The organism is Nocardia sp. XZ_19_385 (assembly GCF_015355755.1).
In the GTDB taxonomy this organism is placed as follows: Bacteria; Actinomycetota; Actinomycetes; order Mycobacteriales; family Mycobacteriaceae; genus Nocardia.
Genome location: NZ_JACVEE010000001.1, coordinates 521,246 through 547,728 on the forward strand (window position 1 = coordinate 521,246; position 26,483 = coordinate 547,728).

Here is a 26,483-nt window from a genome sequence, read left to right on the forward strand (position 1 = left end):
CTCACCAGAGGATGGGCAACCTTTCCGGGATCCGCTTCATGAACCGGGTGCGCCACACGAGTTGATCCATCGGCACCCCGAGATCGAACCCGGGCAGCCGCTCCAACAGCACCTCGATCCCGATTTGGGCATGCCGCCGCCCCAAGGCAGTTGCCGGGCAGTAGTGGCGGCCACCTCCGAATGACAGGTGCGCGTTGGCATTCGGACGGTTCAGCTGGATTTCTTCGGGCCGGTCGAATGCGTCGGCGTCGAAATTGGCGCCCTCCACCAGGACCAGCACCAGCTCGCCCTTGCGCACCAGCACATCGCCGAGTTCGACATCTTCGAGCGCGAGTCGCGGCAGGCCGTCGCCGATGGACAGGTTGATCCGCAGCAATTCCTCGACTCCGGCTGGGATCAGCGCCGGTTCCCGGGCCAGCCGCTCCTTCAGCTCCTTGTGCTGGATGAGGGACAGCAGGGCCATGGTGAGGAAGCCGCCGGTGGAGATCACTCCGGCGCCGAACATGGTCACTCCGACCGTGGCCAGCATTTCGTCGGTCAGATGGGCGTACTCCGGGTTGCCGCGCAAAGCGGCGAGGTCGGCCATGAGTCCGGTGGTGGCCGGGTCGTCGAGGCGCTCGATCATGTAGGCGATGTCGCGGTCCCAGTTGAGGACGGCGGCCGGGATCGGCCCGGCGGAATTCATGAACGCGATATGCAGGCTGCGCATCAACTTCGGCGCGTCGTCCGGCGGGATGCCCAGGATGTGGCAGTGCATCGCGGCCGAATACGGGTCGGCGAAATCGTTGCGCAGGTCCGCCGTCGGCCCCGCGGCGATCATGGCGTCCACCAACTCGGTCGCGGACTTTCGCATGAACTGTTCCAGCCCAGGCGATTTCGGGTTTAGCGCCTTCAATACCGCCTTGCGCAGGCCCGCCCCGGTGATGTTGCCCATGTTGTTGACCACCTCCGGCGGGATGGTCAGCGCGTACTGTCGCGGTGCGCCCGGCGCCGAGGTGTCCTTCAGCGAGAACCGCTCATCTTCCAGCACCTTCTTGCACAGGGCATGCGAGGACACCAGCCACGCTTCGGCGCCGGCGATGGTGCGCACCTTGCACACCGGCCGGTTGGCGCGCAGTTCGGCCACCTCGCCGGGGATGCGGTCGCCGCGGGAATCGAACGGGAAATCGAGAATTGGTTCAGTAACTGTCGTCATCGGTGTCTCCGATCGGCGTAACGATGGCATGGCCCTGATTACGTGAGGCCCGCAGACCGGAACCTCGGGAATACAGCAATTCCGCCATCGGCAAAAGTTGGTGGTAGCAATTCAGCGACGACGGAACGCCGAGAATGGCTGGAGTGTCGAGGAAGAGCGGCGCTTCGGCGCAGATGTAATCCCGGCAGACCCGACGTTGGTGCGTGCTCGGTTTCGCTCCCCCGAGCAGCTTCGTCGACAGGAAGCGATCCACCAGGGCATCGCACATTTCGCGAAATTCTTCGTCGTCGGCCAGACGCTGCCCGAGATCCTCGAAGAGCGCCCGATAGCCGTCGATCGACCGGAACTCCGACATCGCCCGAGCTTGGAGCCGGTGCCCGGACGGGTCGAGTTCCTCCATCGTCGAGGTGACCTTGGCGCGCACGCCCCGCAGATTCTTCACCGCTTTGCGGCGTGCGTCATCCTCGGAATATCCGAGCGCCTGATGCATTTCAGCGACGTGAACATCGGTGTAGACGAGGTCGACCCGATCGAAATGACTTAGACCCCACGCGGCGAGATCGCGGATGCGATTGCGCGAAAAATAACTATTGCCGGGAGATATCCCGATTATTGCGTGGTCACCGTCGCCGTAAATGACATTGCAATGTGAGGTATACGGCCGGACTCGAAACCCTTCTCGCGTAAGAATCGTTTCGGATACTCGATGCACAGACGTTGAGGCGATAGCCGTCACACGAATCCACTTTACCTTCCCCTGCCGCTATTCGCTGTGGGCTCCGGCGACCACCGTGTAGAACACCCCGGACGGTAGTCGGATCGGCACATCCCGCCAATGCGGTCCGAATCCGTGTAACCGATCCGTTATAGTCAATAGGCATTACTCCAATACCGAAGCAGCGCAACACATCCCAGCTCTGTAGGTTCCGTCAGTGGCCCAGCACCCAGGCCGATGGGTATTCGGGCACAAGGCTCAACGCTGGTCGACACGCCGCCCCGTTCAGAGGACCATGATCCACATCCCTTGCTGACAGGAGGCACCGTGCGCGCTACCAGAATCGTGGCCAACCTTCCCGTGGCCGACATCCAGGCGGCGAAGACCTTTTACACCGACTTCCTCGGCTTGAGTCTCGAAGAGTTCAACCTGGGCTGGGTGGCTCGCTACACCTCCCCCGGCACCGGCGCGAATGTCCAACTGGTCACCCACGACGCAACCGCACCCGAAGACTCGGTCATCTCCGTCCACACCGATGACGTCGACGCCGCATACGACGAAGCCCGCAAACTCGGCTACGAAATCGTGCACCCACTGACCACCGAACCATGGGGCGTACGCCGATTCTTCGTCCGCGCACCGAACGGCAGCGTCATCAACATCGTGAACCACCGGGACTGACCAGCCCCTCCTGCGACCTCTAAGGTTCCAAAGCGGTCGTGTCAGGGGATGGCGAAGAAGTCTCGTCGGGCTGCGGCGGCGAGTTCTCGATAGCCCATGCCGAAGGTGTGGGCTGCTTTTTGGTAGGCAGCGACGGCGGCGTGCAGAGGATCGGGCCGGTCGCGTGCTTCGAAATAGGTCAAGAAGGCTTGGTATTGCTGGATGAGTTCGGTTGATCCGGGCACGCCGGAGACGGTGGTCAATGGTACTCGCCGGTCGTGCTCGATCCGGTGGATCGCTGCTGAGTAGTGCTCGAGTTCAGGCGGCGGCGTTCGTTCGGTTCCCAAGGCGGCCAGTCCCTGTTGGGCCCAGTCGAGGGCGAGCAGGCCGGCGTGTTCGATGGCGCGGTGGGCGCACCAGTAGGCGAACGCGCGTTGGCGTTGTGGGTCGAGTGCCTCGATCAGGTCGAGGATGTCGCGGTCGAATCCGGAGATGTAGTAGGCGGGAATGAGTTGCGCCAAAGCTGGGCTCGGTGGCCTGCCACCCCAGTCGCGGGTGAGTGCGCGGGTGGCTTCTGCTTCGGGACTGTGGACGCCCACCTTGACGATGGTGCCATCGGATGCGTGCACGCAGACGTAGGACTCATCGAGCGGCGGTGCCGGGTTGACCGGTCCGGTCGCGACTTTGTCGAGCTTGACGGCGGTGATGGGGGGCGGGCTGGGCGAGGTTGTGCTCGCCCATAGGCGCAGGCGATGGTCCTCGGTGGGTTCGCTGACCTCCATCCCGCGCTGGCGGTCCCGGCCTCGGGCGCTGGCACGGACTCCGTAGGTTCCCGGCGGCAGCGGTGAGAATTGTTGGGCGCGTTCACCGTCCAGGCGCATCACGTGCAGTTCGGATCGGGATTCGATGGTGGTTTCCTCGATCATTTCCCACGCGTGGTCGTCATCGGTGCTCGGCGCGGTGTCGAGCAGCTCGAGGACGAGGTTGACCGGACCGTAGGCGACGCCGGTGATCACGGTGAGGAACCCGGGACCGGTTTCGAGGAGCTTGCCTTCGGCGGTGATCTCGAGGGTGTCGGCATCGATTGCGCCGACGGTGAATTGGGAATGGTCGGCGAAGACCGTTCCGACACGTAGGCTCATCAACCTGCCTTCACATATCGGACGCAACCGCCCTGAGCCGACTACCACTGCACCACCGCGTTCGCTCGGCGGGCTGCACCTGGCCGATAGTAACTGCTCTAGCGCTGCAACAGACTTCGCGAAAGGAAACCCGCCCGTGGCCGGTTCTCTCACCAGCCTGAACGTGCAAGCGACCGGGTAGCGGCGATGGGCGCGGTGGCCGCTGGCACCATGGACCACCATGAACATCATGTTGTTCCACTCCTCGGCCGGACTGCGGCCTGCTGTACACGAGGCTGCTGAGCGGATGCGGGCGGCGGGTCATGAGGTGTATGTGCCGGATTTGTATGACGGGCGTATTGCCGACAGTGTTGAGGAAGGGGTGCTGATCCGGGACGAGATCGGGCAGGACGAGTTGCTGCGGCGGGCGGTGGTTGCGGCGGCGCCGTATTCCGAGAAGGGGCTCGTGTATGCCGGGTTCTCGTTGGGGGCGTACTTCGCGGCGAGTATCGGGCTGGCCGATGTGAAGGCGCGGGGGCTACTGCTGTTGCACGGGACTTCCGATGTGCCCGAGGACATTTCGGTGGACGGGTTGCCGACGCAATTGCATGTGGCCGATCCTGATATGTACGAGCCCGACGACTGGCTGAACAGCTGGTATCTGGATATGCAGCGGGCCGGGGCCGACGTGGAGGTGTTCCGGTATCGCGGTGCGGGACACCTCTACACCGACCCCGGGTTGGCGGATTGGGATGCCGAGGCGGCCGAGCGGACCTGGCAGCTGGCGCTCGGCTTCCTCGACTCGCTGGGTTAGAGGACGGTGAGTCCGTGCGGGCGGTTGTTCATCGACTCACAGCCGTCCGCGGTGACCACCACGATGTCCTCGATACGGGCGCCCCACTCGCCCCGGAAGTAGATGCCGGGTTCGATGCTGAACGCCATGCCCTCCTGCAACACCAGGTCGTTGCCGGCGACGATGTAAGGCTCCTCGTGCACGGACAGGCCGATGCCGTGACCGGTGCGGTGCACGAAGGCATCGCCGAATCCGGCTTCCACCAAGACGTTTCGGGCGGCGGCGTCCACCGCTTCGGCGGTCACGCCGGGGCGGGCCGCAGCCACCGCGGCGGCCTGGGCCTGTTCCAGGGCGGCGAACTTCGCGGCGATCTCCGAGCTCGGTTCGCCGATGCTGTAGGTCCGGGTGGAGTCGGAGTAGTAGCCGGGATCGACCGGGCCGCCGATATCGATGACCACCACGTCACCGGGTTCGATGCGCCGGTCGGAGACACCGTGGTGCGGGTCGGCACCGTGCGGGCCGCTGCCGACGATGACGAACGCCACCTCGGTGTGTCCCTCCTCGACGATGGCGGCCGCGATGTCCGCGCCGACCTCGGCTTCGGTGCGCCCGGCGACCAGGAACTCACCCATCCGGGCGTGCACCCGGTCGATAGCGGCGCCGGCGCGGCGCAGCGCGTCGATCTCGGCCTCGTCCTTGGTCATTCGCAGTTCCCGCAGCACCGGGGTCGCCGAAACCGGCAGGCCGCTGGTGGACCGCGCGAGCGGGATCAGGTGCAGGGCGGGCATGGCATCGGCGACCGCGATCCGGGACCCCGCGTGCAGGGTCGAATGCACCAGTTCGTAGGGGTCGACGCCGTCCACCCAATCCAGCACCCGCAAGCCCAATTCGCCTGCGGCGGAACCGGACAGCGACGCCAGCTCCAGCTTGGGGATCACCACCGCGGGTGTCGCTTTGTCGGAGGTGATGACCAGGCAGGTCAGCCGCTCGAAGGATTCGGCGTCCGAGCCGATCAAATACTGCAAATCCGGCCCCGGGGTGATGAGTAATGCGTCGAGCGAAGCCGCCCGCATCAGTTCCACTGCCCGTTCCAACCGGTCCCGGTAAACCTCCGCCGCGAACCTGGACTTCGTCTGCGAACTCATAGCCTCCGACGTTACCCGCCGCCGGAAGCGGCCACCACAGCGCAAACCTTCACTGCACCGAGGCGCACTCGCTACCCGCCTGCACTGCCGGGGATGTTTCCATGGATGCATGGAAAGACACTCAGGGGCGAGCGGGCCGCGGGTTCCGATCCACGATGTCCTGCGAGGTCTCGAAATCCACCCGCTGGAGCCGGGCGACACGGCCATCGAAGCCTTCGTCCTGGTCAAGCTCATCGACGCGCAGGGCAACGCCAGCTGGGCGTTCCGCACCACCAACCGGCTCAACCGCGAGGAACTGCTCGGTGCGCTGACCGTCCAGGTCGACATTCTCCGCAAGGAATTGCGGGATCTCTGGGGCTGAGCCTGTCGGACGGTGCGAGTAGCCTCAGCGCCGTGACTTCTACCGGTGGGCCTCTGTTGCTGCTCGATGGCGCCAGTCTGTGGTTCCGTGCTTTCTACGCGATCCCGGACAAGATCACCGCGCCGGACGGGCGATCGGTGAACGCGTTGCGCGGCTTCACCGACATGGTCGCCTCGCTCATCACCAAGCACTCGCCGAGCCGGCTGGTGGTGTGCCTGGATCTGGATTGGCGGCCACAGTTCCGGGTCGATCTGATCCCGTCCTACAAGACGCACCGCCTGGATACCTCCACCGTGGCCGAGGCCGGCGCCGAAGAGGTGCCTGATCTGCTGACTCCGCAGGTCGAGATGATCCTCGAGGTTCTCGAAGCGGCGGGCATCGCGACCGGCGGCGCGGACAGCTTGGAGGCCGACGACGTGCTCGGCACCCTCGCCACCCGGGAACGCACCGACCCGGTCGTCGTCGTCAGCGGCGACCGCGATCTGCTGCAGCTGGTCCGCGACGATCCCGCCCCGCCCATCCGGGTGCTGTACGCGGGCCGCGGCCTGGCCAAGGCCGAACTGTTCGGCCCCGCCGAGGTGTCCGCGAAATACGGTGTGCCGCTGGAGAACGCGGGCCCCGCCTACGCCGACATGGCGACCTTGCGCGGCGACGCCTCCGACGGCCTGCCCGGCGTCGCCGGCATCGGTGACAAGTCCGCCGCCACCCTGATCAACCGCTTCGGTTCGCTGGAGGCTCTCGTCGCCGCCGTCGACGACCCGGACGCCGACCTGGCCCAGGGCATCCGCGCCAAACTCCGTGCGGCACACGACTATCTGAAGGCTGCCGCCCCGGTGGTGCGCGTGGTCCGTGACGCCGAAGTCCAGCTCTCCCGCCCCGACCTACTGCCTGCCACGCCCGCCGACCCGGATCGATTGCGGGAGCTGGCCACCGCCTACAACGCCGAAAGTCCCGTCACGCGCCTGATCACCGCGTTGACGTCACGCTGATTCGACCGCACCGCAACGACATTCACGAGGAAACCACGATGGGAACCTGGGGTACGGGTGCGTTCGACAACGACATGGCCGCGGACTGGGCCGGTGATCTGCAAGACGCCGCACCGGTAGACAGACCGCGGCTGCTCCGCGCGGCCCTGCAGGCCGCCGTGGACAATCACCATTACCTCGAACACGACGAAGCCTGCGCGGCGATCGCCGCCGCGGCCATCGTGGCGGCGCTGGTCCCGGACGGTCCGCCCGTCGCTGCCAGCTATACGCCCAACTTCTTCATCGAAGGCGGCGCGCTCGAGCTACCGGACGACACCACCGAATTGGCGGTGCGCGCTCTCGACCGAGTCTTCGGGGAGGAGTCCGAGTGGCATGAGTTGTGGGACGAGGCCGGGTCCCTCGACGAGGCGCTGCTCGCACTCGCGCCGATCCGTGCGGCGCTCAGCCGGAAAAACGAGGGCACCCCTCCCCTGCGGTGACCTCGTTCTGCCGCCCCCTCGGGCCGCCCGCGCCGGAGCACGAGCCACCCGCGGGGGCCTCAGGATGACAAGGCAGACGCCTAGTTCGGGCGGCCGACTTCGTAGGTCCCGTCGTCCCTGGTGATCTTGACGTTGACCTTCTTCTGCTCACCGCTGACCTTGAGGGTGCATTCGAAGGTCGCGTCGATCTCGACCTCCTGGCCGGACGGGCAGGAGACATCGGCGACGTCGGAAATACCGTAGGAGTCGGTGAGGACCTTCTTGACGCCCTCTTGGACGGCGGCCTGGTCCAACTTGTCCTTGGCGGTGAGCAGCAGGAAACCGGCGACGATCGCGCCGAGCAGCACCACACCGGCGACCGCCAGGATGATGATCAGGCCCTTCTTGCTCTTCTTCGCCGGGGTCTGCTGCGGCACCGGCTGGCCGGGCTGGCCCCACTGGCCCTGCGGCTGCTGACCCCACTGCTGCTGGGCGCCGGTCTGCTGGCCCCAATCCTGTTGCGGCTGTTGGCCCCACTGCTGCTGCGGCTGACCACCGGTCTGCTGGCCCCACTGCTGCTGCTGGCCCCACTGCTGCTGCGGCTGACCAGGGGTCTGCTGGCCCCACTGCTGTTGCTGCGGAGGCGGCGTCTGATCGCCCCAGTGCTGGGTGGGCTGCGCCTGGCCGGGCTGCTGCTGGCCGCCCCAGTGCTGGGTCGGGCCGGCTGGGCCGGGGGTCTGGTCCGCGCCCCAGTGCTGGGTGGGATCGTTGCGTCCCTCCCCGGGATCGTTCGGTCCGTACGGGCCGCTCATCTTGCCTCCACTCGCATCGTTATACATACGGTAGCCCCCCGCGCGAGACTCGTCGCCATGCGACTACTCCACGGTCGGTACGCGAAAGAAATCAAATCACAATCGAATCCACCGTGTCTGATGCCGCGCGCGTTACCAACCTTGCCACGTTACGCCGCGTCCACCGCGACGACGCCGCGCCGGATCGCCCGCACCGCTTTGGCCGCGGTGCCCGCGACCTCGACATCGTCGGCGGTGTTGTGGATCTGATCGAGCAGGTCGATGACCTGCCGGCACCAGCGCACGAAATCACCGGCCGACAGCGGGCTGCCCTGATCGCCGCTGGCCAGCAGCGATTCGGCCAGTCCGTCGCCGCGCGCCCACTTGTAGACGCCGGTGAGGAAACCGAGGTCGGGTTCCCGGGTGGGCGGCAGCTTGTGCCGGGACTCGTCGGTGCGCAGCTGACTCCACACGGCGACCGTCGCGCCGACGGCCCGCCGGATCGGTTCGGTGGGCCCGGTGAGGCCGAGATAGCCACCCTCCTGGCGGGATTCGTACACCAGCGCCGACACCACGGCAGCGAGTTCGGCCGGGCCCAGTCCACGCCACAGGCCGTCCCGCAGGCATTCGGCGACCAGCAGATCGGCTTCGGCGTAGATCCGGGCGAGGCGGCGGCCGTCCTCGGTGACCTCGCCTTCGTGCACGAAGCCACGTTCCTCCAGCAGCCCGAGAATCCGGTCGAAAGTGCGCGCCAGCGAATTCGTTGTCGCGGAGACCTTTTGGCGCATGGACTCGGTTTCCCGCAGCACCCGGTTGTAGCGCTCGCCGATACGGCTCATCTGCTCGCGGTCGGACCGCGCGTGCGCCGGATGCGAGCGCAGGGAACGCCGCAACGTGTCCAGTTCGCGGTCGTCGGCCGCGATCGCACGCTTGTCACGCCGCTTCCGCCCGGGCGCTTCGATCCCGGTGCCGCGCAACGCGGAGGCAAGATCACGGCGGGCCCGCGCGGTGCGGTGGTCGACGCGGCGCGGCAACCGCATGTGCCCCAGCGCTTCCGCGGGCACCGGGAAATCGGCCACCGACACCCGGCCCGCCCAGTGATCCTCGGTGAGCACCAGCGGACGCGGATCGCCCGGCGTCGCATCGGGTTCCAGGATCACCGCGAGTCCCTGCCGGCGACCGGACGGGATCGCCACCACATCGCCGCGCCGCAGCCGGACCAGCGAATTGACCGACGCACCGCGCCGATCGGAACGCTTCTGCTGTTCCAGGGACCGTTCGCGCTGCTTGATCCGCTCTTGCAGCGAAATGTATTCGAGGAAGCCGCCTTCCTCGCCACCGAGCTGACCGCGCAGCTTGCGCAGCTGCCCCTCGTTGCGCTCGATGCCGCGCACCAGCCCGACCACCGAACGGTCGGCCTGGAACTGCGCGAAGGAGCGTTCCAGCAGGGCCCGCGCTTCGTCGGCGCCCATCCGGTCGATCAGGTTGATCGACATGTTGTAGCCCGGCTTGAACGAACTGCGCAGCGGGTAGGTGCGGGTGGAGGCGAGGCCGGCGACGGTGCTGGTGTCGACCTCGGGCTGCCACAGCACCACCGCGTGGCCTTCGATGTCGATGCCGCGCCGCCCGGCGCGACCGGTGAGCTGGGTGTATTCGCCGGGGGTCAGCTCGGCGTGCGTTTCGCCGTTGTACTTCACCAGACGTTCCAGCACCACCGTGCGGGCGGGCATGTTGATGCCCAATGCCAATGTCTCCGTGGCGAATACGGCCCGTACCAGCCCGCGCACGAACAATTCCTCGACGGTGTGCCGGAACGCGGGCAGCATGCCGGCGTGGTGCGCGGCCAGGCCGCGGTGCAGCGCCTCGCGCCACTCCCAGAAGCCGAGCACCTCCAGATCGCCCTTGGGTAGATCACCGGTGTGCTTTTCGATGATCGCGTTGATCTCCGCGATCTCGTCGGGACGGCTCAGATCCAGCCGCGAGCGCAGGCACTGGGCCAGCGCGCCATCACAACCCGCGCGGCTGAAGATGAAGGTGATCGCGGGCAGCAGGCCCTCGTCGTCGAGCTTTGCCAGCACCTCCGGGCGCGGCAGCGGACGGAAATCACGACGCTGGCCGCCACCTCGATGCCGCGGCGCCCACCCGTTCATCCGGTCCGCGGATTCCCGCTGCCGGATGTAGCGGACCAGATCCTCGTCGACGAGCACCTTCTGCTCGCTGGAGCTGGAGTCGAACAGGTCGAACATGCGCCGCCCGACCATCACGTGCTGCCACAGCGGCACCGGACGGGTCTCGTCCACCACGACCGAGGTGTTGCCGCGCACCGTCTCCATCCAGGCGCCGAATTCCTCGGCGTTGCTGACGGTCGCGGACAAGCTGACCAGCCGCACATCCGGCGGCAGGTGCAGGATGACTTCCTCCCACACCGCCCCGCGGAATCGGTCGGCCAGGTAGTGCACCTCGTCCATCACCACATACGACAGTCCGCGTAGCGCGTCGGAGGAGGCGTAGAGCATGTTGCGCAGCACCTCGGTGGTCATCACGACCACCGGCGCGTCCGGATTCAGCGACTGGTCACCGGTGAGCAAACCGACGCTGTCGCGCCCGTAGCGCTCGGTGAGGTCGGCGAACTTCTGGTTCGACAGCGCCTTGATCGGCGTGGTGTAGAAGCACTTTCCGCCCGAGGCGAGCGCGAGATGGACCGCGAATTCACCGACGACGGTTTTACCCGCGCCCGTCGGAGCGCACACGAGTACGCCGTGGCCCGCCTCGAGGGCGGCGCACGCATCGCGCTGAAAAGGATCTAGGGAGAAGCTCAGCTCGGCGGAAAACTTCGCGAGCTCCCCCGACGCCGACCGGTGATCTGTCACATTTCAGAGCGTATCGGAGTAGTCCGACACTGGTCGCGTGGATTTTCCCGCGGGTTCGGAGATCGTGTCCGGGTTCTCGACCGGCGCGGGCTCATCGATGGAGGACGTCTCGTCGTCGGCGAGGGCCTGTTCTTCCTTGCGCGCGCGTCGCCGGTCGTTGATCCGGGCGAACTGCACCGCGAACTCGAACAGCACGGTCAGCGCGAGCGCGAGCGCGAGCATCGAGAACGGATCCTGCGGTGTCACGATGGCCGCGAATACGAACAGGCCGAAGACGATGCCGCGTCGCCACGCCTTGAGGCGTTCGTAGGGCAGCACGCCGATCAGGTTGAGTCCGATGACGATCAACGGCGTTTCGAAGCTGACGCCGAAAATGATCAGCAACTGGATGATGAACGAGAAGTACTCGGTACCGCTCAGCGCGGTGATCTGGACGTTGTCACCGATGGTGAGCAGGAAGTCCAGGGCATGGGCCACAACGACATACGCGAGCACGGCGCCGGTGGCGAAGAGCACGGTGCCGCAGGTGACGAACCCGACCGCGTACTTGCGTTCCTTGGCGTAGAGGCCCGGGGTGATGAACGCCCACAGCTGATACAGCCAGATCGGCGCGGCCATCACCACACCGGCGGTGAAACCGACCTTCAACCGCAGCATGAACTGCTCGAACGGCGCGGTCGCGAGCAGGCGGCAGGCGCCGTCCGGCGTCAGGGCGGCCCGCGCGCTGGCCGGCAGCGCGCAATAGGGGCCGCGCAGGATCTCGCCGAGACTTTCCACACCGAAGAACGAATGCGCGTACCAGAGGAACCCGACAATTGTGGTGAGCATCATGGCCGCGAGCGAGATCAGCAGCCGGGTGCGCAGTTCCTGGAGATGTTCGACCAACGACATGGTGCCATCGGGATTGGTCCGGCGCTTGCTACGCCGGGGATCGAACGGGATTCGCATAGCGGTAGTGGGCCCCTGTGTCTGAACAGCGCGGAACCGGGTGAGCTCGACTCACCCGGGGTGGAGCATCCGGCTCTTACAGCGACTTCGACTCGGGCTGCGCCTGCGGCTGCGCGACCGGATTCGCCGGCTGCGCGGGCGGCAACTGCTGCGGAGCGACAGGCTGCGCGGCAGGGGCCGTGGAGCTGCCCTCGTTCTGCATCTGGCTGACCTCGCTCTTGAAGATGCGCAGCGAGCGGCCCAGGCCGCGGGCCGCGTCCGGCATCCGCTTCGCGCCGAAGAACAGCACGAAAACGGCTGCGACGATCAGCCAATGCCAGATGCTGAACTGGCCCATGGTGTACCTCCCAAGACTGTGGTGTTTCTGATGCTACCGGACCAGGAGCGGCGAATTTGTCTGCCCCACCGCCCGAACGCCCCGGTAAATCGGCGTTTGCCAAACGTTAACGCACGGTGGCGGCCGCAACTTGGAGTTGCTCGAGAAGTTCGGCCCCGGTCCAGGTGCGCTTGTCGCCCTGCTCCGCGGCCACAATGAGTTCGATGAGTCGCTGGTTCACCGGTGTCGGCATGCCGACCATGGCCCCCAGGCCGACGATTTCGCCGCAGAGCCAAGAGATTTCGGTTTTCCGGCCGAGCGCGAGGTCATCGGCCATGGACGAGCGCGCCACCGGATCGATGTTGAGGATTTTCGCGGCGACACGCCGGAAAACTCCGTCGGGCACCGTCAGCATCCGCGTCATCAGCGCGGGCGGCAGCGGGGTGAGCCGGGCGGGCTCGATCCGGGCCCGATTCATCGCCGCGAGGGCTTCCTGCTGGGTCAGCGCCAGGCAGCGGCGATAGTTCCGGTCGCCGAGCTGCTCGCGCAGCGGCCGCCCGGACAGCGCGTTGATCGGGTTGTTCAGGTTCAGCAAGAGTTTCGCCCACTGCACCGGCAGCAGGTGCGCGTGCCGCCGCCAGCCGAGCCCGGATCGGGCGAACAGGTCTGTGAAGTCGGCGAGCGCCGGATCGTCCTGGATCGCGATATCGCCCTCGGTCCCGCGATGGAAGCGCCCCTGCGGGTGCTGCACGACGTTGAACATCACCATCCCGGCCAGCACCACGCAGGTGGGCAGGATCTCCCGGATGACCACGTCGTTGCCGATGCCGTTCTGCAGGCTCAGCACGACGGTGCCCGGCCGGACCTTGCCGATCAGCCCGCGCACCGCGTCCGCGGTGGCCGCCGATTTCACGGTGACCAGCACCAGATCCGCGGACCCGGCCTCGTCCGGCTCGGTGGCGACCTCGAACCGGTCGCTGCCGAGGGTGACCTCGCCGCCGTCCAGATCGGTGAGCCGCAGTCCGGTCGCGCTGATCTGGTCGAGCACCCGCGGCCGGCCGACGAAGGTGACCTCCGCACCGGCGGCCGCCAGCTTCCCGCCTGCGAACACGCCGATGCTGCCCGCGCCGAGTACCAGGACGCGGTGGGGTAATCGCTCCCGGCTCACGGTGTGCCGGCCTCCTCGTATCCGGCGGCCGCATAGGTGGCGAGCGCGGCATTGGACCGTTCCCGTACGGCCGCAACGAGTTCCGGCGGTCCGAGCACCGTCACGCCCGAGCCGAAGCCGAGCAGCAGCCGCGCCATCCAATCCAGCGTGGCGAACCGCATCGTCGCCTCCAGGCTGCCGTCGGGGTGCACCGCCATCCGGTGCATCGGGTACTGGTCGAGTACCCAGCCGTAGTCGGGACGAACGAGCAAGCGCGCCAACGGCACCGCGGGATCGTCCTGGAACAGGTCCAGGGCCGCGGCTTCGGCGGTGGCGTGGCTGGGCGGGCGAGCCGCCTCGTCCAGTTCGGTGGCCGCCTCGATCCGGTCGAAGCGGAACAGCCGCACGCCCTCGGCCTGGCGGCACCAGCCCTGCAGGTAACTGTTGTTGTCTACGAGCACGATCCGGATCGGGTCGACGACCCGCTCGGAGACCACGTCGCGGCTGGCCGAGTAGTAGACGATCCGCACCGCGCGCTTGTCGGCGAGCGCGGCGCGCACGGTGGCGACGGGATCTTTCCCGCTGCCCGGCCGAGCCGTCACCGGCGGCGCGGGCACGATACGTCCACCGGTGATCGCCGCTTCGATCTTGGCGATCGCGGCGTGCGCGGCGGTCGGGTCGACCATGCCGGGCATGTCCACGATCGAGCGCAACGCCACCAGCAGCGCGGTCGCCTCGGTCGAGGTCAGCCGCAGCGGCCGGTCGATACCCGCCGAGAAGGTGACCTCGATGCTCTCCTCGGAGAACGACAGGTCGATGAGGTCGCCGGGGCCGTAGCCGGGCAGGCCGCACATCCACAGCTGATTCAGGTCGCTCATCAGCTGTTTGGTGGTGACGCCGAGATCGGCGGCCGCGTCCGCGGCACTGATGCCGGGATTCGCGATGAAGTACGGAATCATGTTGAGCAGCCGCGAAAGCCGCACCGAGAGACGGGAATTCGAACTCACGACAGCGCGACCTCCGTACGATCGAACACCGAGCGCAACCGCGCGACCACGTCGGCGCGCAGATCCTCGGGCGCGAGCACCAGCGCGTCCGGGCCGAGCCCGGTGATCAAGCGCGCCAGCCAATCTCGCGACCGGATCGGTACCTGCACCACCATGCCGCCGCGGTCACCGATGGCCCGCTCCTCCATCACTTGGCCGAGCCGGCGGATCTCCTGCCCGCGGCCGTCGGCCACCCACACCGTCGCCGATCCGCTGACCGGGGTGTTGCTGGTGACGCGATCGACGATCTCGCGCAGGTCCACCTCGTCGGGTTTGCGCACGGTGTTGGACGGGCCGTAGGGCGTCACCTCGTCACCGATGCGGGACAACCGGAAGCTGCGGACGTCGTCGCGATCCCGGTCGTGCCCGACCAGATACCAGCGGCCGTGCCGGGTCACCACACCCCACGGCTCCACATCACGCATCAGGTAGGGCGCGTTCACCGCGCCGCGATGCTCGAACCGCACCGCCTGCCCGGCATCGATCGCGGCGAGCAACTTGCCCAGCACCGGCTCCGAACCGCGGGTGCGCGCCGGCACCGCGGGCGCTGTCACCGCGACATCGGCTTCGACGTGAATGCCGGCCGCCCGCAGCTTCAGCAGCGCGGATTCCGCGGCCGCCGCCAGCTCCGGGGACTCCCACATCTGCACCGCGACCGCGACCGCCGCCGCTTCCTCGTCGCTGAGGTCGATCTCGGGCAGCTCGTAGGCGTCCCGGTTGATCCGGTACCCCTCGACGCTCGAATACCGGCTCACCGGCCCGATTTCCAGCGGAATGCCCAGGTCACGCAGTTCGTTCTTGTCGCGCTCGAACATTCGGCTGAACGCCTCGTCGCTCGCGGACTCCTCGTACCCCGCGACGCTGTCGCGGATCCGCTCCGCGGTCAAGAACTGCCGGGTCGACAACAGCGCGATGACCAGATTCATCAGCCGCTCGACCTTGGATATCGCCACCCGGTAGAGCGTAATAGCCCGGGGGCGCCGCACGCGCGGCGGCGCACAGATCCCGCATGATGGAACCATGATCGTCGCCTTCTCTGTCACCCCGCTCGGTACCGGTGTCGATGTCGGCCAAGCCGTCGCAGAAGCGGTGCGGATCGTGCGGGCCAGTGGCCTGCCGAACCGGACCGACGCCATGTTCACCACGCTCGAAGGCGAATGGGACGAGGTGATGGCGGTGGTGAAACAGGCCAGTGACGCCGTGCTCGCCGTCGCGCCACGTTGCAGCCTGGTGCTCAAGGCCGATATCCGGCCGGGCGTCACCGATGGGATGACCTCGAAGGTGGCGACCGTCGAACGTTATCTCGCGGACGGGTAATCGCCGCTCGGCCAGCAGGTTTGCCCCTCCGATGCCGGGTATCCGGTAGGTGGATGGGAGGCAATGATGCAACGGCCTCGAGTGATTACACACAATGTCGTCTCGGTGGACGGCAGACTCGCGGTTTCGCCGCGCACGCTGCTGATGCTGGACGATCGCTGGCCCGCGGGCGGAGACGGCTATCTCGATATCCTGCGCCGGCATCAGCCGCAGGTGCTGCTGGAAGGCAGCGGATCCCTGGTGACCGACGACCAGCGGCCCGCCCTGCTCCCCGCGACCGACCTGCCGCCGCACGTGCTGGGCAGCGACTATCTGCCCGCCGAAGTGCGGGCGAAGGCGAGCGCCGGGTGGTTCGTGGTGCCCGACAGCCGGGGGCGGGTGCGCTGGACGTACAAGGAATTCCCGGGTGCGGAGATGGCGGGCTGGCACCTGCTGGTGCTGGTCGCGGTCGCGACGCCGCTGCGGTACCTGGCGTATCTGCGGCGCGAGCAGATCCCTTATCTGGTGGTCGGGCGGCGGCACGTGGATCTGACCGCGGCGCTGAAGGTGCTGCGGGCCAGGTTCGCCGTGGACACCGTCGTGGCCACCGGCGGCGCGCGGCTGGGCGGGGCGTTGCTGCGGGCCGGGCTGATCGATGAGATCGAGACGGAGATCGTCCCGATCGCGGTCGGCGGCACCCGCACGCCGATGATGTTCACCGCGCCGGATCTGGAGCGCACGGTCCGTCCGACCCGATTGCGCTGTCTCGGAGTCGAATCCAGGCCGCACGGGCGAGTGCTGGTGCGCTACGCCGTGGACAACGAAGCGCCACCGCCGCCGAAAAAATCCGGGCACCAGCTCGCCGCGGCCGATCATCCACGGACCTCGTCCTGACGCTCGTGCCGCGGCAGACTGTCTACTGCGAGATCTGGGTCTGCTGATAGCAGGCCAGGCGCCAGCCCGCCTTGGTCAGCACGTAGGTGCTGGACATGATGCCGCGGAAAGCCGGTTCGGCCCCATCGCGGTAGGCGATGCCGGTGTAGACCAGCACCTTGCTGTCGGACCCGACGTCGACGAGCCGGGGATCGTCGATCTCGTAGGCCCGCCACGGCGGCGCGTCACGCAGCGATTCGACCACTCCGGCGCGATCCAGCACCATGCCGTTGGCCAGGATCATCACCGCGTCGTCGGTCATGAGTTCGCCGTAGAAGGACGCGCCGGTGCTCGCACACAGCGCGTCCCACCCTTGGCGTTCGATGTCGAGCAGTTCCTTCAGTTCCATGGGGTCGGTATACCCAGGAACCGGCGGCTACATCGAGGCGATCAGCCGGTCGACGCGCTCGTCCACCGAGCGGAACGGATCCTTGCACAGCACGGTGCGCTGGGCCTGGTCGTTCAACTTCAGGTGCACCCAGTCGACGGTGAAGTCGCGGCCCGCCTCCTGCGCGGCGGTGATGAAATCGCCGCGGAGCTTGGCGCGGGTGGTCTGCGGCGGGGTGTCCACCGCGGCGTCCACGGCCTCGTCCTCGGTGATCCGCTTTGCCAGGCCCTTGCGCTGCAGCAGGTCGAAGATGCCGCGGCCGCGCTTGATGTCGTGGTAGGTCAGGTCCAGCTGGGCGATCTTCGGGTCGGACAGCTCCATGTTGTAGCGGTCCTGGTAGCGCTGGAACAGCTTGCGCTTGATCACCCAGTCGATCTCGGTGTCGACCTTGGCGAAATCCTGGGCCTCGACCGCGTCCAGGGTGCGGCCCCACAGGTCGACGACCTGGTCGATCTGCGGATCGCGGTCCCGGTTGCGCAGATGTTCGACGGCGCGGGCGTAGTACTCACGCTGGATATCGAGGGCACTGGCCTGCCGGCCGCCCGCCAGGCGGACCGGACGCCGCCCGGTCATGTCGTGGCTGACCTCACGGATCGCGCGAATCGGATTGTCCAGGGCGAAGTCCCGGAACGAGACACCGGCCTCGATCATCTCCAGCACCAGCGCCGCCGTGCCGACCTTCAGCATTGTGGTGGTCTCGGACATGTTCGAGTCGCCCACGATGACGTGCAGGCGGCGGTACTTCTCGGCGTCGGCGTGCGGCTCGTCGCGGGTGTTGATGATCGGGCGCGAGCGGGTGGTCGCCGAGGAGACGCCCTCCCAGATGTGCTCGGCGCGCTGCGACAGGCAGAAGGTCGCGGCCTTCGGCGTCTGCAGCACTTTGCCCGCGCCACAGATCAATTGGCGGGTCACCAGGAACGGCAGCAGCACATCCGAGATCCGGGAGAACTCGCCGGCGCGCACCACGAGGAAGTTCTCGTGGCAGCCGTAGGAGTTGCCCGCGGAGTCGGTGTTGTTCTTGAACAGGTAGATGTCGCCGCCGATACCTTCCTCGGCGAGCCGCTGTTCGGCGTCGATCAGGAGTTCCTCGAGCACGCGCTCACCGGCGCGGTCATGGGTGACCAGCTGATGCAGGCTGTCGCACTCGGCCGTGGCGTACTCCGGATGCGAACCCACATCGAGGTACAACCGAGCCCCGTTGCGCAGGAACACATTCGAGCTCCTGCCCCAGGACACCACCCGGCGGAAAAGGTACCGGGCCACCTCGTCGGGGGACAGCCGACGGTGACCGTGGAAGGTGCATGTCACACCGAACTCGGTCTCGATCCCCATGATTCGTCGCTGCACATGTTCGACATTACAGCCATGTCATGTACTTCCGTGGGGCCGCGGACAACACAGGCCATACGGGTTCACAACGATTTGACCGGAGCGACCGCACGCAAAAGCCCGGGCCCGCGCTGCGTTGCTGCAGCGCGGACCCGGGCTTCGGCTGTCGGATTACTCCGGTTTCGGCGCGTCCTTGGTGGGCTCTGCTTCGGCCGGCTTTGCCTCGGCGGGCTCATCCGCGGCCGGAGCCGCGGTTTTGCCCGGATTCAGCAGCTTCTCCAGCGCCGAGTTGGTGACCCGCCGGAAAGCACGGCGCGGCCGCGCCTGCTCCAGCGTGGCTACCTCGAGCTGTGCCACCCCGATGGCCCGCTTGTCCGGGCCCTCGGGCACTCCGGCCTGCAACGCCTTGACCGCCACACCGATGGCCGCGGTGAGATCCAGGCCGGCCTTGTAGGAGCTCTTCAACGCACTGACGATGGGCTCGGTCGTGCCGCCCATCACCACATACTCGCGCTCGTCGGCGATGGAGCCGTCGAAGTTGATCCGATACAGCACCGATTCGGGCTGCTGCTCCGGATACCCCACCTCGGCGACGCAGATTTCCACCTCGTAAGGCTTGAGCTGGTCGGTGAAGATGGCGCCGAGGGTCTGCGCGTAGGCGTTGGCCAGCGCGCGACCGGTGACATCGCGCCGGTCGAACTGGTAACCGCGCAGATCGGCCTGCAGGATGCCGTTACGGCGCAGGTTCTCGAACTCGTTGTACTTGCCCACGGCCGCGAAACCCACGCGGTCGTAGAGCTCACTCACCTTGTGCAGGGTCGCCGACGGATTCTCCGCGACGAACAGCACGCCCTTGTCGTATACCAGCACGATGACACTGCGACCGCGAGCGATGCCCTTGCGCGCGAGCTCGGTCTTGTCGCGCATGATCTGTTCGGCCGAGGCGTAATACGGCAGTGTCATGCGGTGGCACCCCCTTCAACCTCTGCGGCCTCACGATCGGCGACGATCCCGCGGGTGATCGCGGCCAAACGCTCCTCGGACACCTCGTCGGCGCCGTCTTCGTTGATCACGACCGCCGTCGGGAAGATGCCGCGCACCAGATCCGGACCGCCGGTGGCGGTGTCGTCGTCGGCCGCGTCGAACAGCGACTCGATCGCGATCCGCAGCGCGCGTTCCTCGTCGAGTCCCTTGGAATACAACTTCTTCAGCGACGACTTGGCGAACATCGACCCGGAACCGACAGCGGCATAACCGAATCGCTCCTCGCTGCGCCCACCGACCACGTCGTAGGTGATGATCCGGCCCTTGCGGTCCGGATCGACGGTGTGCTCGTCGTAGCCGACCAGCACCGGCACCACGGCCAGGCCCTGCATGGCGGCAGGGAGGTTGTCGCGCACCATCTTCGACAGCTTGTTGGCCTTGCCGTCGAAGGTGAGCGAGACGCCCTCGATCTTCTCGTAGTACTCCAACTCCACCGCGAACAACCGCACCATCTCGATGGCCAGGCCCGCGGTGCCCGCGATACCCGCCGCCGAGAAGCTGTCGGTGATGTGCACCTTCTCGATGTCCCTGCTGGCCAGCAGGTTCCCCTGGGTGGCACGCCGGTCACCGGCGATCAGCACGCCGCCGCGGTAGGACACCGTGACGATGGTGGTGCCGTGCGGGGCGAGGTCCGACGCGGCGGTGCCACCGGCTGCTGCGGTGGCACCGTCGATCGCGGCGAACCTGTTGCCCGGCAACAGCTCCGGTGCGTGCTGACGCAGATGCTCGATGAACGAGGACAGTGCGTGCCCCGGTTGGAGACGCATCGGGTCACCTGCTGTCACTGGCCGCCCTTCTGCACGTACGCACGGACGAAGTCTTCGGCGTTCTCTTCGAGCACGTCATCGATCTCGTCGAGCAGGTCGTCGGTCTCCTCCGCCAGTTTTTCGCGGCGCTCCTGACCCGCGGCGTCTACACCCTCGGGACCCTCGTCCTCGTCGCCGCCCCCGGTGCGCTTGGTCTGCTCTTGTGCCATGGCAGCCGACCTCCTCTGTCCTCATCATGACCGGAACTGAATTATGAGCACGGTCCCGATCATGAGCAATGTGCGTGCTCGTCCTTCAACCCTACCCAGCAACACCGGCGGGATGGCGTATCTGTGTTCAATTCGCCGTCCGCTTGTGTTCGGTTATGTAGTCAGCTGTTCCACCAAATCGGCCGCGGAGTTCACTCCATCGAGCAGTTTGCCCACATGTGCCTTGGTGCCGCGGCGCGGTTCCAGCGTCGGGATCCGCACCAGCGAATCGCCGCCGAGGTCGAAGATCACCGAATCCCAACTGGCGGCCGCGATGTCGGCGCCGAAGCGGCGCAGGCACTCGCCGCGGAAGTAGGCGCGGGTGTCGGTCGGCGCGTTCGTCATCGCGTCGAGCACCTGCTGCTCGGTGACCAGTCGCTTCATCGAACCGCGCGCGACCAGGCGGTTGTAGAGGCCCTTGTCCAGGCGCACGTCCGAGTACTGCAGGTCGATCATGTGCAGTTTCGGGGCGGACCAGGCCAGGCCCTCACGCTGCCGGTAGCCCTCGAGCAGGCGCAACTTGGCGGTCCAGTCGAGCAGGTCGGCGGTCTCCATCGGGTCGCGTTCCAGCAGGTCCAGCACCATGGCCCAGTTGTCCAGGATGTCGCGGGCGCGCGGGTCGTCGACGCCTTCGCGGTCCATGAACTTCGCCGCCCGCTCGTGGTAGAGCCGCTGCAGCGCCAGGCCGGTCAGTTCGCGGCCGTCGGCCAAGGCGACGGTGGCGCGCAGCGTGGGGTCGTGGCTGATCTGGTGCACGGCGGTGACCGGGCGGGCCAGCTGCAGATCCGAGAGGTCCTCGCCGGCCTCGATGAGGTCCAGCACCAGGGCGGTGGTGCCGACCTTGAGGTAGGTCGACATCTCGGCCAGGTTGGCGTCACCGATGATGACGTGCAGGCGGCGGTACTTGTCGGCGTCGGCGTGCGGTTCGTCGCGGGTGTTGATGATGCCGCGCTTGAGCGTGGTCTCCAGGCCGACCTCGACCTCGATGTAGTCGGCGCGCTGGGAGAGCTGGAATCCGGCGTGATCGCCGGACTGGCCGATGCCGACGCGGCCGGAGCCACAGATGACCTGACGGGAGACGAAGAACGGGGTCAGCCCGACGATGATCTGGTTGAACGGGGTGTCGCGGCTCATCAGGTAGTTCTCGTGGGTGCCGTAGGAGGCGCCCTTGCCGTCGACGTTGTTCTTGTACAGCTGCAGGCGCGGGGCGCCGGGCACGCTGGAGGCGTGCCGCGCGGCGGCTTCCATGACCCGTTCGCCCGCTTTGTCCCAAATGACCGCATCGAGCGCGTCGGTGACCTCGGGCGCGGAGTACTCCGGGTGCGCGTGGTCGACGTACAGCCGCGCGCCATTGGTGAGGATCATGTTGGCGGCCCCGACCTCGTCGGCGTCGATCACCGGGGCCGGGCCGTTCATCCGGGACAGGTCGAATCCGCGCGCGTCCCGCAGCGGCGACTCCACCTCGTAATCCCAGCGGGTCCGCTTGGCGCGCGGCACACCCTCGGCGGCGGCGTAGGCGAGAACCGCTTGCGTGGAGGTAAGAATCGGGTTCGCCGACGGCTCGGTGGGAGTGGAGATGCCGTATTCGACCTCGATACCGATAATGCGCTGCATACCTCGAGCCTAGGCGACGCCCGCACCCGAGCCCTCCGCACCCGGGCTGCGGCGCGCCCGATCCCATTCCGGCAGGGGATGTTCGGTCCGTCGAGCGGCGGACCCGAAGTCATCCCGGGGGTGGTACTTCCGGAGGATCCTTCGGCTCGGGGGCGGGGCTGATAGTCGGTGTATGACCGAATCGACAGTCGATCCGCCCGCGGAGCTCACCGGGCGGCATCACAAACCCGAAGAGCCGGTGGTTGCCGCCCGACCGTCCCGGCTGGTCGCGCTGGACGTGCTGCGCGGCATCGCGATTCTGGGCACCCTCGGTACCAATATCTGGATTCTCACCAATCCGGAGGGGCTGCTCGGTTACGTCAGCGAACTCGGCGCGTCCGCGGACAACGGCTGGATGTGGGCCGAGCGGGCGCTGCAGCAGGTGGCGCAGGGCAAGTTCCTGGGGTTGCTGACGATCATGTTCGGCATCGGGCTGGCCATCCAGCAGCGGTCCGCGGTGCGCGGCGGGCGGCGCTGGCCGGGTAAGTATCCGTTGCGGGCTGGACTGCTATTCCTCGACGGTGTACTGAACTTCGTGCTCGTCGCCGAGTTCGACGTGCTGATGGGGTATGCCGCGACCGGTCTCGTGGTCGCCTATGTGCTCGCGACAAGTGAACGGGCGCAACGCCGTTGGCTGATCATCGCGGCGAGTGTGCACACCGTGATGCTCACTTTGATCGGGCTGGTTATCGCCTTCGCGCCGCAGCAGGACTCGGCCCCGCGCAAGCCGCTGGACCCGAATCCGTACGCGGACGGGTCGTTCTGGGATCTGGTGCTGTTCCGGCTGGAGAACGCGGGCGGGTTCCGGATCGAGGCGATCTTCGTATTCGCCATGTCGGTGGCGTTGTTCCTGGCGGGCGCACGACTGTTCCGGGCGGGTTTGTTCACTGCGGAGGGTGCGCGAATCCGTAAGCGGCTCATGATCATCGGTGCGATCGCCGCGCCGATCGACCTGGCGGCCGGGATCGCGGTGGGCGGCGACATCGTGGTGTTCACCCGATACGGCACCGCGCCGTTCGTGGCCTTCGGCTTGCTGGCGCTGGTCGCCGAGTTCTATGTGCGGCGGCCGCGGGTCGGGTTCGCGGGCCGGCGGCTCACCGAGGTCGGGCGGACCGCGCTCAGCTGCTACATCCTGCAGAACCTGGTGGCCTCGGTGTTCTGCTACGGCTGGGGTTTCGGGCTCGCCGCCCGGGTCTCCCCCGGCGCCTACGTGCCGTTCACCATCGGCATGTACCTGCTGGTATCGCTGATCATCATCACCGCGGCCCACCTGTGGTTGCGTCGCTTCGAGCGCGGTCCGGTGGAGTGGTTGTGGCACAACAGCTATCGCTTCCTCGCCAGGGAGCGCTGAAACCCGCGATCACCTGATCTCGGTGCGAAACACGAGTAGTGCGCTACTCGTGTTTTTCGCAGGTGTGGGCGGCACGATGGAAACATCTAGTCCACAAGGAGATTGCATGAAAGCCTCGGTCCGCGAGGTCTGGCTTCCGTTCAACGCGCCTTTGCGAGCACGCGGAACGCTTGCCCCCAGCCCGGACGAGACTGCCGCCATATTCCGCCAATTGCAGGAACTGGAAACACTTTTGCGCGGCCGGATGGTGCGCCACCACAGTGGCTCGGTCATCATGCCCTTCGCCGCCTTCAACTCCTGGCCGGCCGACGCGCAACTCGGGTTGCTGTCCATGGGCTGGGCCATGGGCCCCAAGTTCCATTTCCCGCGCTTCCAGGACGCCGCCTGCACTCGCGACTGGCTGCGCTGCGCCGCCACCTGCCGGATCAACCCCGAGTCCGGCACCATCCCCCGCCGCAACGACCGCAACCAGCAGTTGTTCCGCAATGCCTTCCGCGTCGAGAACGAAGACCTCGATCCGGAAGCCCTGCTCCTGCGAGTTCGCTGATTACCGGAAAGCCCTGCAACAGCACTGCCGGTTGCCCGTACAACGGCGTGTGGGTTGCGAACTCGTGGGGGTTTGGGGCAATTTCACCGGCGAGACGGGCGGCGGCCCGGCCGAATTCACAGCGCCTCCACCTCGCCTCGGTACAACGAGGTGCATGCCTCGTTGCGACCGGCGCTACCGCATCCTCCCGTTGGCCGCGTTCGTGCTCGCGTTGCTGGCGGCGACGCTGACGCCGGTCACCGCGCAAGCTCAGACCGCCAGTCGGCATGTTGCGCTCTTCGGGGTCGACGGATTGTCCTGGGATTCGATACCGCCGGCCGATACGCCCACCCTCGATGGACTGATAGCGGCCGGTTACAGCTCGCAGAGTTGGCTCTACGCACCGCCGTTCGCGCCGACGGTGAGCGGGCCCGGGTGGTCCACCGTCCTCACCGGGGTCTGGCCGGACAAACACCGGGTGCTCGGGAACGATTTCGCCGGACATGATCTCGGGCCGTATCCGGATGTTCTGAGCCGAGTCGAGGCTGCCGTTCCGGGCGCGAAAACCTATGCGGCGATGGACTGGAAGGCGATCGACGACTTCATTCTCGGGGACACCATCGATCGGAAGCTGGTACTGGAGGACGACTATCGGGTCAACGACCGCAAGATCGCCGCGGACGCCGCGGCCTGGATTCCCGCGCACGGCCCGGCCGCATCGTTCGTCTACCTCGGCAATGTCGACGAGTCCGGGCACACCTGCGGCACCGCGGGCGCCTGCTACCGACCCGCGATCGAGGCGGTCGACCAGCAGATCGGGCAGATCATCGACGCGATCCAGCGGCGGCCGGACTTCGCCTCCGAGGAGTGGCTGTTCCTGGTGACCACCGACCACGGCCACACGCCGGCCGGTGGGCACGGCGGCAATTCCCGGGCCGAACGCCAGTCGTTCATCATCGCCGCGGGCGCAGGCATCACACCCGGTAGACCGGCCATCGAACCGCGGCTTGTCGACGTCGCGGCCACGGCGCTGGACTTCCTCGGCATCGCGCGGCCCGGCCTGGACGGTGTGCCCGTCACCGAGCCCCTGAACGACCCGTTCGACACCGTCGCGACCGGTCTGCGGACCCGCGTCGACGAGCCCGATATCGCTGCCGCCCTGCATGGTTGGACCCACGTCGCGCCCGCGGGCTGGAGCGTCGACAATGCCGGGATGCGCGGTGGCGGGGTCACCGAGTGGCAGGGCTGGTCGTTCACCACCGACGAGTTCTGGACCGCCACCCAGCGCGGTCAGTCCCGGGAATCGAATGTGCGGTCGCGCGGGGTGTTCGCGGTCGCCGATTCCGACGAGTGGGCCGACAAGATCTTCAGCGGCCGCTTCAACTCGCGCCTGGTGTCACCGCCCGTGCCGGTCGCCGGGAACGCCACCGCCACCATCGCCTTCGTCTCCCACTACCGCAAGCACGGGGCCGAAACCGCCACGGTGACAGTCTCTTTCGATGACGGACCGGCCCGTTCGGTACGCACCTACACCGGGGACGTGACCGCCAGGCCGGAGCACCTCGAGGTCGCCGTCCCCACCGGCGCACGCACCATGCGGGTGGCATGGGAACTGACCGGCGGCAACAACGACTGGTACTGGGCCGTCGACGCCCCGGTGATCGCTGCCTCCGGAACCACGGCCGACATAACGTGGTCGAGGTGAGCCGCGGCGTCGTCGTCGACTGCTGAAAAATGGCAACCTGACCTGCGGTAGTCTCGTGGTAGTCTGGGTTGTGGGTATCGAATGGTATTTCGCGCTGGGTCAGATCCTCGCCCGTGCCGGAGTCGATTCCGACGATGTGTTCGACCTGGTGAACGCCTGGCTCGCCGGGGAGCGGCCGGTGTGGCTCCGGCCCGCCGACGACAGGGCGACGGGGATCCGATACGTCGTGTTGTGGGGTCGCACCGGCAGTGGCGCGCCCTTGGCGGTCCTGGCTCGCGCCATGGGTCCGGATCTGTACATCTGCGGCGCCGGACACCTGCAACCCGAACAGGTCACCGAATTCGAGAAATGGGAGGCGACCCACGATGACTGAACCTTTTCCCACCAGTGCCGAGGACATGAAGGCGATCATGGACCGGCTCACCTACCGGGACGATGAAGCAGTCGCGGTGCCCGTGGTGACCGGACAGGACACGGGGCGCGATCTGGTCCCGCGCTCGGTCAAACTGCCCAATGATCTCGACAGTCGGTGCAAGGCCCGCGCGTTGCGCCTCGGCCTGAGCCAGAGTGCCTACATCCGATCCCTGATCGAACGCGACCTCGCCCAGACAGAGCATCATGACCGTCCGGTGATGTGGTCGGATCTGGCTCGAATCGTGACCGAGCTCAGCCGCACCGCCTGATCGCT

Annotated in this window: 29 protein-coding genes; 12 read left to right on the top strand and 17 right to left on the bottom strand. The window is 67.1% G+C overall.

Annotated features, from left to right (window positions below; translation table 11 throughout):
- Position 1 precedes the first annotated feature (1 nt).
- A complete protein-coding gene (locus tag IBX22_RS02285; protein WP_194813717.1) occupies positions 2–1,195 on the bottom strand; it encodes a cytochrome P450 in 1,194 nt (397 codons plus the stop codon).
- The gene (locus tag IBX22_RS02290; RefSeq protein WP_194813718.1) at positions 1,179–1,931 is read right to left on the bottom strand and encodes a tRNA-dependent cyclodipeptide synthase; all 753 of its coding nucleotides are present in this window, start codon (positions 1,929–1,931) and stop codon (positions 1,179–1,181) included. The genes IBX22_RS02285 and IBX22_RS02290 overlap by 17 nt, the downstream gene beginning before the upstream one ends.
- A gap of 306 nt (positions 1,932–2,237) precedes the next feature.
- Between IBX22_RS02290 and IBX22_RS02295 the strand changes: the two genes are divergently transcribed.
- Positions 2,238–2,591: a VOC family protein gene (locus IBX22_RS02295; protein WP_194813719.1), complete on the top strand. Its 354-nt coding sequence runs from the start codon at positions 2,238–2,240 to the stop codon at positions 2,589–2,591.
- Positions 2,592–2,632: 41 nt separating this feature from the next.
- Here IBX22_RS02295 and IBX22_RS02300 read toward each other — a convergent pair whose 3' ends face one another.
- Positions 2,633–3,712: a hypothetical protein gene (locus IBX22_RS02300; protein ID WP_194813720.1), complete on the bottom strand. Its 1,080-nt coding sequence runs from the start codon at positions 3,710–3,712 to the stop codon at positions 2,633–2,635.
- Positions 3,713–3,932: 220 nt separating this feature from the next.
- On the opposite strand from IBX22_RS02300, the gene IBX22_RS02305 reads away from it, so the two are divergent.
- Positions 3,933–4,505, top strand: coding sequence for a dienelactone hydrolase family protein (locus tag IBX22_RS02305; protein WP_194813721.1), 573 nt, complete (start codon positions 3,933–3,935; stop codon positions 4,503–4,505).
- Here IBX22_RS02305 and IBX22_RS02310 read toward each other — a convergent pair.
- Entirely contained in the window at positions 4,502–5,629 is a 1,128-nt protein-coding gene (locus IBX22_RS02310; RefSeq protein ID WP_194813722.1) for a Xaa-Pro peptidase family protein, read from the bottom strand. The two genes, IBX22_RS02305 and IBX22_RS02310, sit on opposite strands and share 4 nt — an antisense overlap.
- A 109-nt stretch (positions 5,630–5,738) precedes the next feature.
- On the opposite strand from IBX22_RS02310, the gene IBX22_RS02315 reads away from it, so the two are divergent.
- The 3 genes from IBX22_RS02315 to IBX22_RS02325 are packed head-to-tail and all read left to right on the top strand — an operon-like array spanning position 5,739 to position 7,458.
- Positions 5,739–5,990 carry a hypothetical protein gene (locus tag IBX22_RS02315; RefSeq protein ID WP_194813723.1) on the top strand — a complete coding sequence of 84 codons (252 nt, stop codon included), beginning with the start codon at positions 5,739–5,741 and terminating at the stop codon, positions 5,988–5,990.
- Between the two features lie 32 nt (positions 5,991–6,022).
- Positions 6,023–6,979, top strand: a complete 957-nt coding sequence (locus IBX22_RS02320; RefSeq protein ID WP_194813724.1) for a 5'-3' exonuclease — start codon at positions 6,023–6,025, stop codon at positions 6,977–6,979.
- Between the two features lie 38 nt (positions 6,980–7,017).
- Positions 7,018–7,458 carry a DUF4259 domain-containing protein gene (locus tag IBX22_RS02325; protein WP_194813725.1) on the top strand — a complete coding sequence of 147 codons (441 nt, stop codon included), beginning with the start codon at positions 7,018–7,020 and terminating at the stop codon, positions 7,456–7,458.
- 80 nt (positions 7,459–7,538) lie between these two features.
- On the opposite strand, the gene IBX22_RS02330 is transcribed toward IBX22_RS02325, so the two are convergent.
- The 7 genes from IBX22_RS02330 to IBX22_RS02360 all read right to left on the bottom strand — a co-directional run bounded on the left by IBX22_RS02330 (position 7,539) and on the right by IBX22_RS02360 (position 15,508).
- Entirely contained in the window at positions 7,539–8,249 is a 711-nt protein-coding gene (locus IBX22_RS02330; protein WP_194813726.1) for a DUF4333 domain-containing protein, read from the bottom strand.
- A 149-nt stretch (positions 8,250–8,398) separates the two neighbouring features.
- Positions 8,399–11,098, bottom strand: a complete 2,700-nt coding sequence (locus tag IBX22_RS02335; protein WP_194813727.1) for an RNA helicase — start codon at positions 11,096–11,098, stop codon at positions 8,399–8,401.
- Positions 11,099–11,101: 3 nt separating this feature from the next.
- On the bottom strand, positions 11,102–12,046 hold the full coding sequence (gene tatC / locus IBX22_RS02340) for a twin-arginine translocase subunit TatC (protein ID WP_194813728.1): 945 nt from the start codon (positions 12,044–12,046) through the stop codon (positions 11,102–11,104).
- Positions 12,047–12,122: 76 nt separating this feature from the next.
- On the bottom strand, positions 12,123–12,383 hold the full coding sequence (gene tatA / locus IBX22_RS02345; protein WP_194813729.1) for a Sec-independent protein translocase subunit TatA: 261 nt from the start codon (positions 12,381–12,383) through the stop codon (positions 12,123–12,125).
- A gap of 106 nt (positions 12,384–12,489) precedes the next feature.
- On the bottom strand, positions 12,490–13,530 hold the full coding sequence (locus IBX22_RS02350) for a 2-dehydropantoate 2-reductase (protein WP_194813730.1): 1,041 nt from the start codon (positions 13,528–13,530) through the stop codon (positions 12,490–12,492).
- Positions 13,527–14,468, bottom strand: a complete 942-nt coding sequence (locus IBX22_RS02355) for a YafY family protein (RefSeq protein WP_194815522.1) — start codon at positions 14,466–14,468, stop codon at positions 13,527–13,529. The genes IBX22_RS02350 and IBX22_RS02355 overlap by 4 nt, the downstream gene beginning before the upstream one ends.
- A gap of 44 nt (positions 14,469–14,512) precedes the next feature.
- Complete coding sequence (locus IBX22_RS02360; RefSeq protein WP_194813731.1) at positions 14,513–15,508, bottom strand: YafY family protein; 996 nt, start codon at positions 15,506–15,508, stop codon at positions 14,513–14,515.
- A 67-nt stretch (positions 15,509–15,575) separates the two neighbouring features.
- On the opposite strand from IBX22_RS02360, the gene IBX22_RS02365 reads away from it, so the two are divergent.
- Positions 15,576–15,872: an MTH1187 family thiamine-binding protein gene (locus IBX22_RS02365; protein WP_194813732.1), complete on the top strand. Its 297-nt coding sequence runs from the start codon at positions 15,576–15,578 to the stop codon at positions 15,870–15,872.
- Between the two features lie 81 nt (positions 15,873–15,953).
- Complete coding sequence (locus IBX22_RS02370) at positions 15,954–16,745, top strand: dihydrofolate reductase family protein (RefSeq protein ID WP_309234388.1); 792 nt, start codon at positions 15,954–15,956, stop codon at positions 16,743–16,745.
- A 22-nt stretch (positions 16,746–16,767) separates the two neighbouring features.
- Here IBX22_RS02370 and IBX22_RS02375 read toward each other — a convergent pair whose 3' ends face one another.
- The 6 genes from IBX22_RS02375 to dop form a co-directional block, all read right to left on the bottom strand.
- Positions 16,768–17,133, bottom strand: a complete 366-nt coding sequence (locus IBX22_RS02375; protein WP_194813734.1) for a nuclear transport factor 2 family protein — start codon at positions 17,131–17,133, stop codon at positions 16,768–16,770.
- Between the two features lie 27 nt (positions 17,134–17,160).
- Positions 17,161–18,519: a Pup--protein ligase gene (gene pafA / locus IBX22_RS02380; RefSeq protein ID WP_194813735.1), complete on the bottom strand. Its 1,359-nt coding sequence runs from the start codon at positions 18,517–18,519 to the stop codon at positions 17,161–17,163.
- Positions 18,520–18,672: 153 nt separating this feature from the next.
- Positions 18,673–19,464, bottom strand: a complete 792-nt coding sequence (prcA, locus tag IBX22_RS02385) for a proteasome subunit alpha (RefSeq protein ID WP_194813736.1) — start codon at positions 19,462–19,464, stop codon at positions 18,673–18,675.
- Positions 19,461–20,312: a proteasome subunit beta gene (gene prcB, locus IBX22_RS02390; protein WP_194813737.1), complete on the bottom strand. Its 852-nt coding sequence runs from the start codon at positions 20,310–20,312 to the stop codon at positions 19,461–19,463. The genes prcA and prcB overlap by 4 nt, the downstream gene beginning before the upstream one ends.
- A gap of 14 nt (positions 20,313–20,326) precedes the next feature.
- Positions 20,327–20,521 (bottom strand): ubiquitin-like protein Pup, encoded by a 195-nt coding sequence (locus IBX22_RS02395; protein ID WP_194813738.1) that lies wholly within the window; start codon positions 20,519–20,521, stop codon positions 20,327–20,329.
- A 153-nt stretch (positions 20,522–20,674) separates the two neighbouring features.
- Positions 20,675–22,174, bottom strand: a complete 1,500-nt coding sequence (dop, locus tag IBX22_RS02400; RefSeq protein WP_194813739.1) for a depupylase/deamidase Dop — start codon at positions 22,172–22,174, stop codon at positions 20,675–20,677.
- A 172-nt stretch (positions 22,175–22,346) separates the two neighbouring features.
- On the opposite strand from dop, the gene IBX22_RS02405 reads away from it, so the two are divergent.
- The 5 genes from IBX22_RS02405 (at position 22,347) to IBX22_RS02425 (ending at position 26,478) form a co-directional block, all read left to right on the top strand.
- The gene (locus tag IBX22_RS02405) at positions 22,347–23,564 is read left to right on the top strand and encodes a DUF418 domain-containing protein (RefSeq protein ID WP_194813740.1); all 1,218 of its coding nucleotides are present in this window, start codon (positions 22,347–22,349) and stop codon (positions 23,562–23,564) included.
- A 106-nt stretch (positions 23,565–23,670) separates the two neighbouring features.
- Positions 23,671–24,111 (top strand): hypothetical protein, encoded by a 441-nt coding sequence (locus IBX22_RS02410; protein ID WP_194813741.1) that lies wholly within the window; start codon positions 23,671–23,673, stop codon positions 24,109–24,111.
- Between the two features lie 154 nt (positions 24,112–24,265).
- Complete coding sequence (locus IBX22_RS02415; protein WP_194813742.1) at positions 24,266–25,795, top strand: alkaline phosphatase family protein; 1,530 nt, start codon at positions 24,266–24,268, stop codon at positions 25,793–25,795.
- Positions 25,796–25,850: 55 nt separating this feature from the next.
- Positions 25,851–26,168, top strand: coding sequence for a hypothetical protein (locus IBX22_RS02420; protein WP_228538138.1), 318 nt, complete (start codon positions 25,851–25,853; stop codon positions 26,166–26,168).
- Entirely contained in the window at positions 26,161–26,478 is a 318-nt protein-coding gene (locus tag IBX22_RS02425; protein WP_194813744.1) for a hypothetical protein, read from the top strand. Before IBX22_RS02420 ends, IBX22_RS02425 begins: the two co-directional genes overlap by 8 nt.
- Positions 26,479–26,483: the final 5 nt, after the last annotated feature.

Excerpts from the sequence above, each read along its gene's own strand:
- dop (WP_194813739.1), bottom strand. The coding sequence starts at position 22,174 with ATGCAGCGCATTATCGGTATCGAGGTCGAATACGGCATCTCCACTCCC.
- IBX22_RS02375 (WP_194813734.1), bottom strand. The coding sequence starts at position 17,133 with ATGGAACTGAAGGAACTGCTCGACATCGAACGCCAAGGGTGGGACGCG.
- IBX22_RS02410 (WP_194813741.1), top strand. The coding sequence starts at position 23,671 with ATGAAAGCCTCGGTCCGCGAGGTCTGGCTTCCGTTCAACGCGCCTTTG.
- IBX22_RS02425 (WP_194813744.1), top strand. The coding sequence starts at position 26,161 with ATGACTGAACCTTTTCCCACCAGTGCCGAGGACATGAAGGCGATCATG.
- IBX22_RS02395 (WP_194813738.1), bottom strand. The coding sequence starts at position 20,521 with ATGGCACAAGAGCAGACCAAGCGCACCGGGGGCGGCGACGAGGACGAG.
- IBX22_RS02315 (WP_194813723.1), top strand. The coding sequence starts at position 5,739 with ATGGAAAGACACTCAGGGGCGAGCGGGCCGCGGGTTCCGATCCACGAT.
- IBX22_RS02285 (WP_194813717.1), bottom strand. The coding sequence starts at position 1,195 with ATGACGACAGTTACTGAACCAATTCTCGATTTCCCGTTCGATTCCCGC.
- IBX22_RS02325 (WP_194813725.1), top strand. The coding sequence starts at position 7,018 with ATGGGAACCTGGGGTACGGGTGCGTTCGACAACGACATGGCCGCGGAC.
- IBX22_RS02300 (WP_194813720.1), bottom strand. The coding sequence starts at position 3,712 with ATGAGCCTACGTGTCGGAACGGTCTTCGCCGACCATTCCCAATTCACC.
- tatC (WP_194813728.1), bottom strand. The coding sequence starts at position 12,046 with ATGCGAATCCCGTTCGATCCCCGGCGTAGCAAGCGCCGGACCAATCCC.
- prcA (WP_194813736.1), bottom strand. The coding sequence starts at position 19,464 with ATGACACTGCCGTATTACGCCTCGGCCGAACAGATCATGCGCGACAAG.
- IBX22_RS02355 (WP_194815522.1), bottom strand. The coding sequence starts at position 14,468 with ATGATTCCGTACTTCATCGCGAATCCCGGCATCAGTGCCGCGGACGCG.
- tatA (WP_194813729.1), bottom strand. The coding sequence starts at position 12,383 with ATGGGCCAGTTCAGCATCTGGCATTGGCTGATCGTCGCAGCCGTTTTC.
- IBX22_RS02405 (WP_194813740.1), top strand. The coding sequence starts at position 22,347 with ATGACCGAATCGACAGTCGATCCGCCCGCGGAGCTCACCGGGCGGCAT.
- prcB (WP_194813737.1), bottom strand. The coding sequence starts at position 20,312 with ATGCGTCTCCAACCGGGGCACGCACTGTCCTCGTTCATCGAGCATCTG.
- IBX22_RS02330 (WP_194813726.1), bottom strand. The coding sequence starts at position 8,249 with ATGAGCGGCCCGTACGGACCGAACGATCCCGGGGAGGGACGCAACGAT.
- IBX22_RS02415 (WP_194813742.1), top strand. The coding sequence starts at position 24,266 with ATGCCTCGTTGCGACCGGCGCTACCGCATCCTCCCGTTGGCCGCGTTC.
- IBX22_RS02310 (WP_194813722.1), bottom strand. The coding sequence starts at position 5,629 with ATGAGTTCGCAGACGAAGTCCAGGTTCGCGGCGGAGGTTTACCGGGAC.
- IBX22_RS02305 (WP_194813721.1), top strand. The coding sequence starts at position 3,933 with ATGAACATCATGTTGTTCCACTCCTCGGCCGGACTGCGGCCTGCTGTA.
- IBX22_RS02365 (WP_194813732.1), top strand. The coding sequence starts at position 15,576 with ATGATCGTCGCCTTCTCTGTCACCCCGCTCGGTACCGGTGTCGATGTC.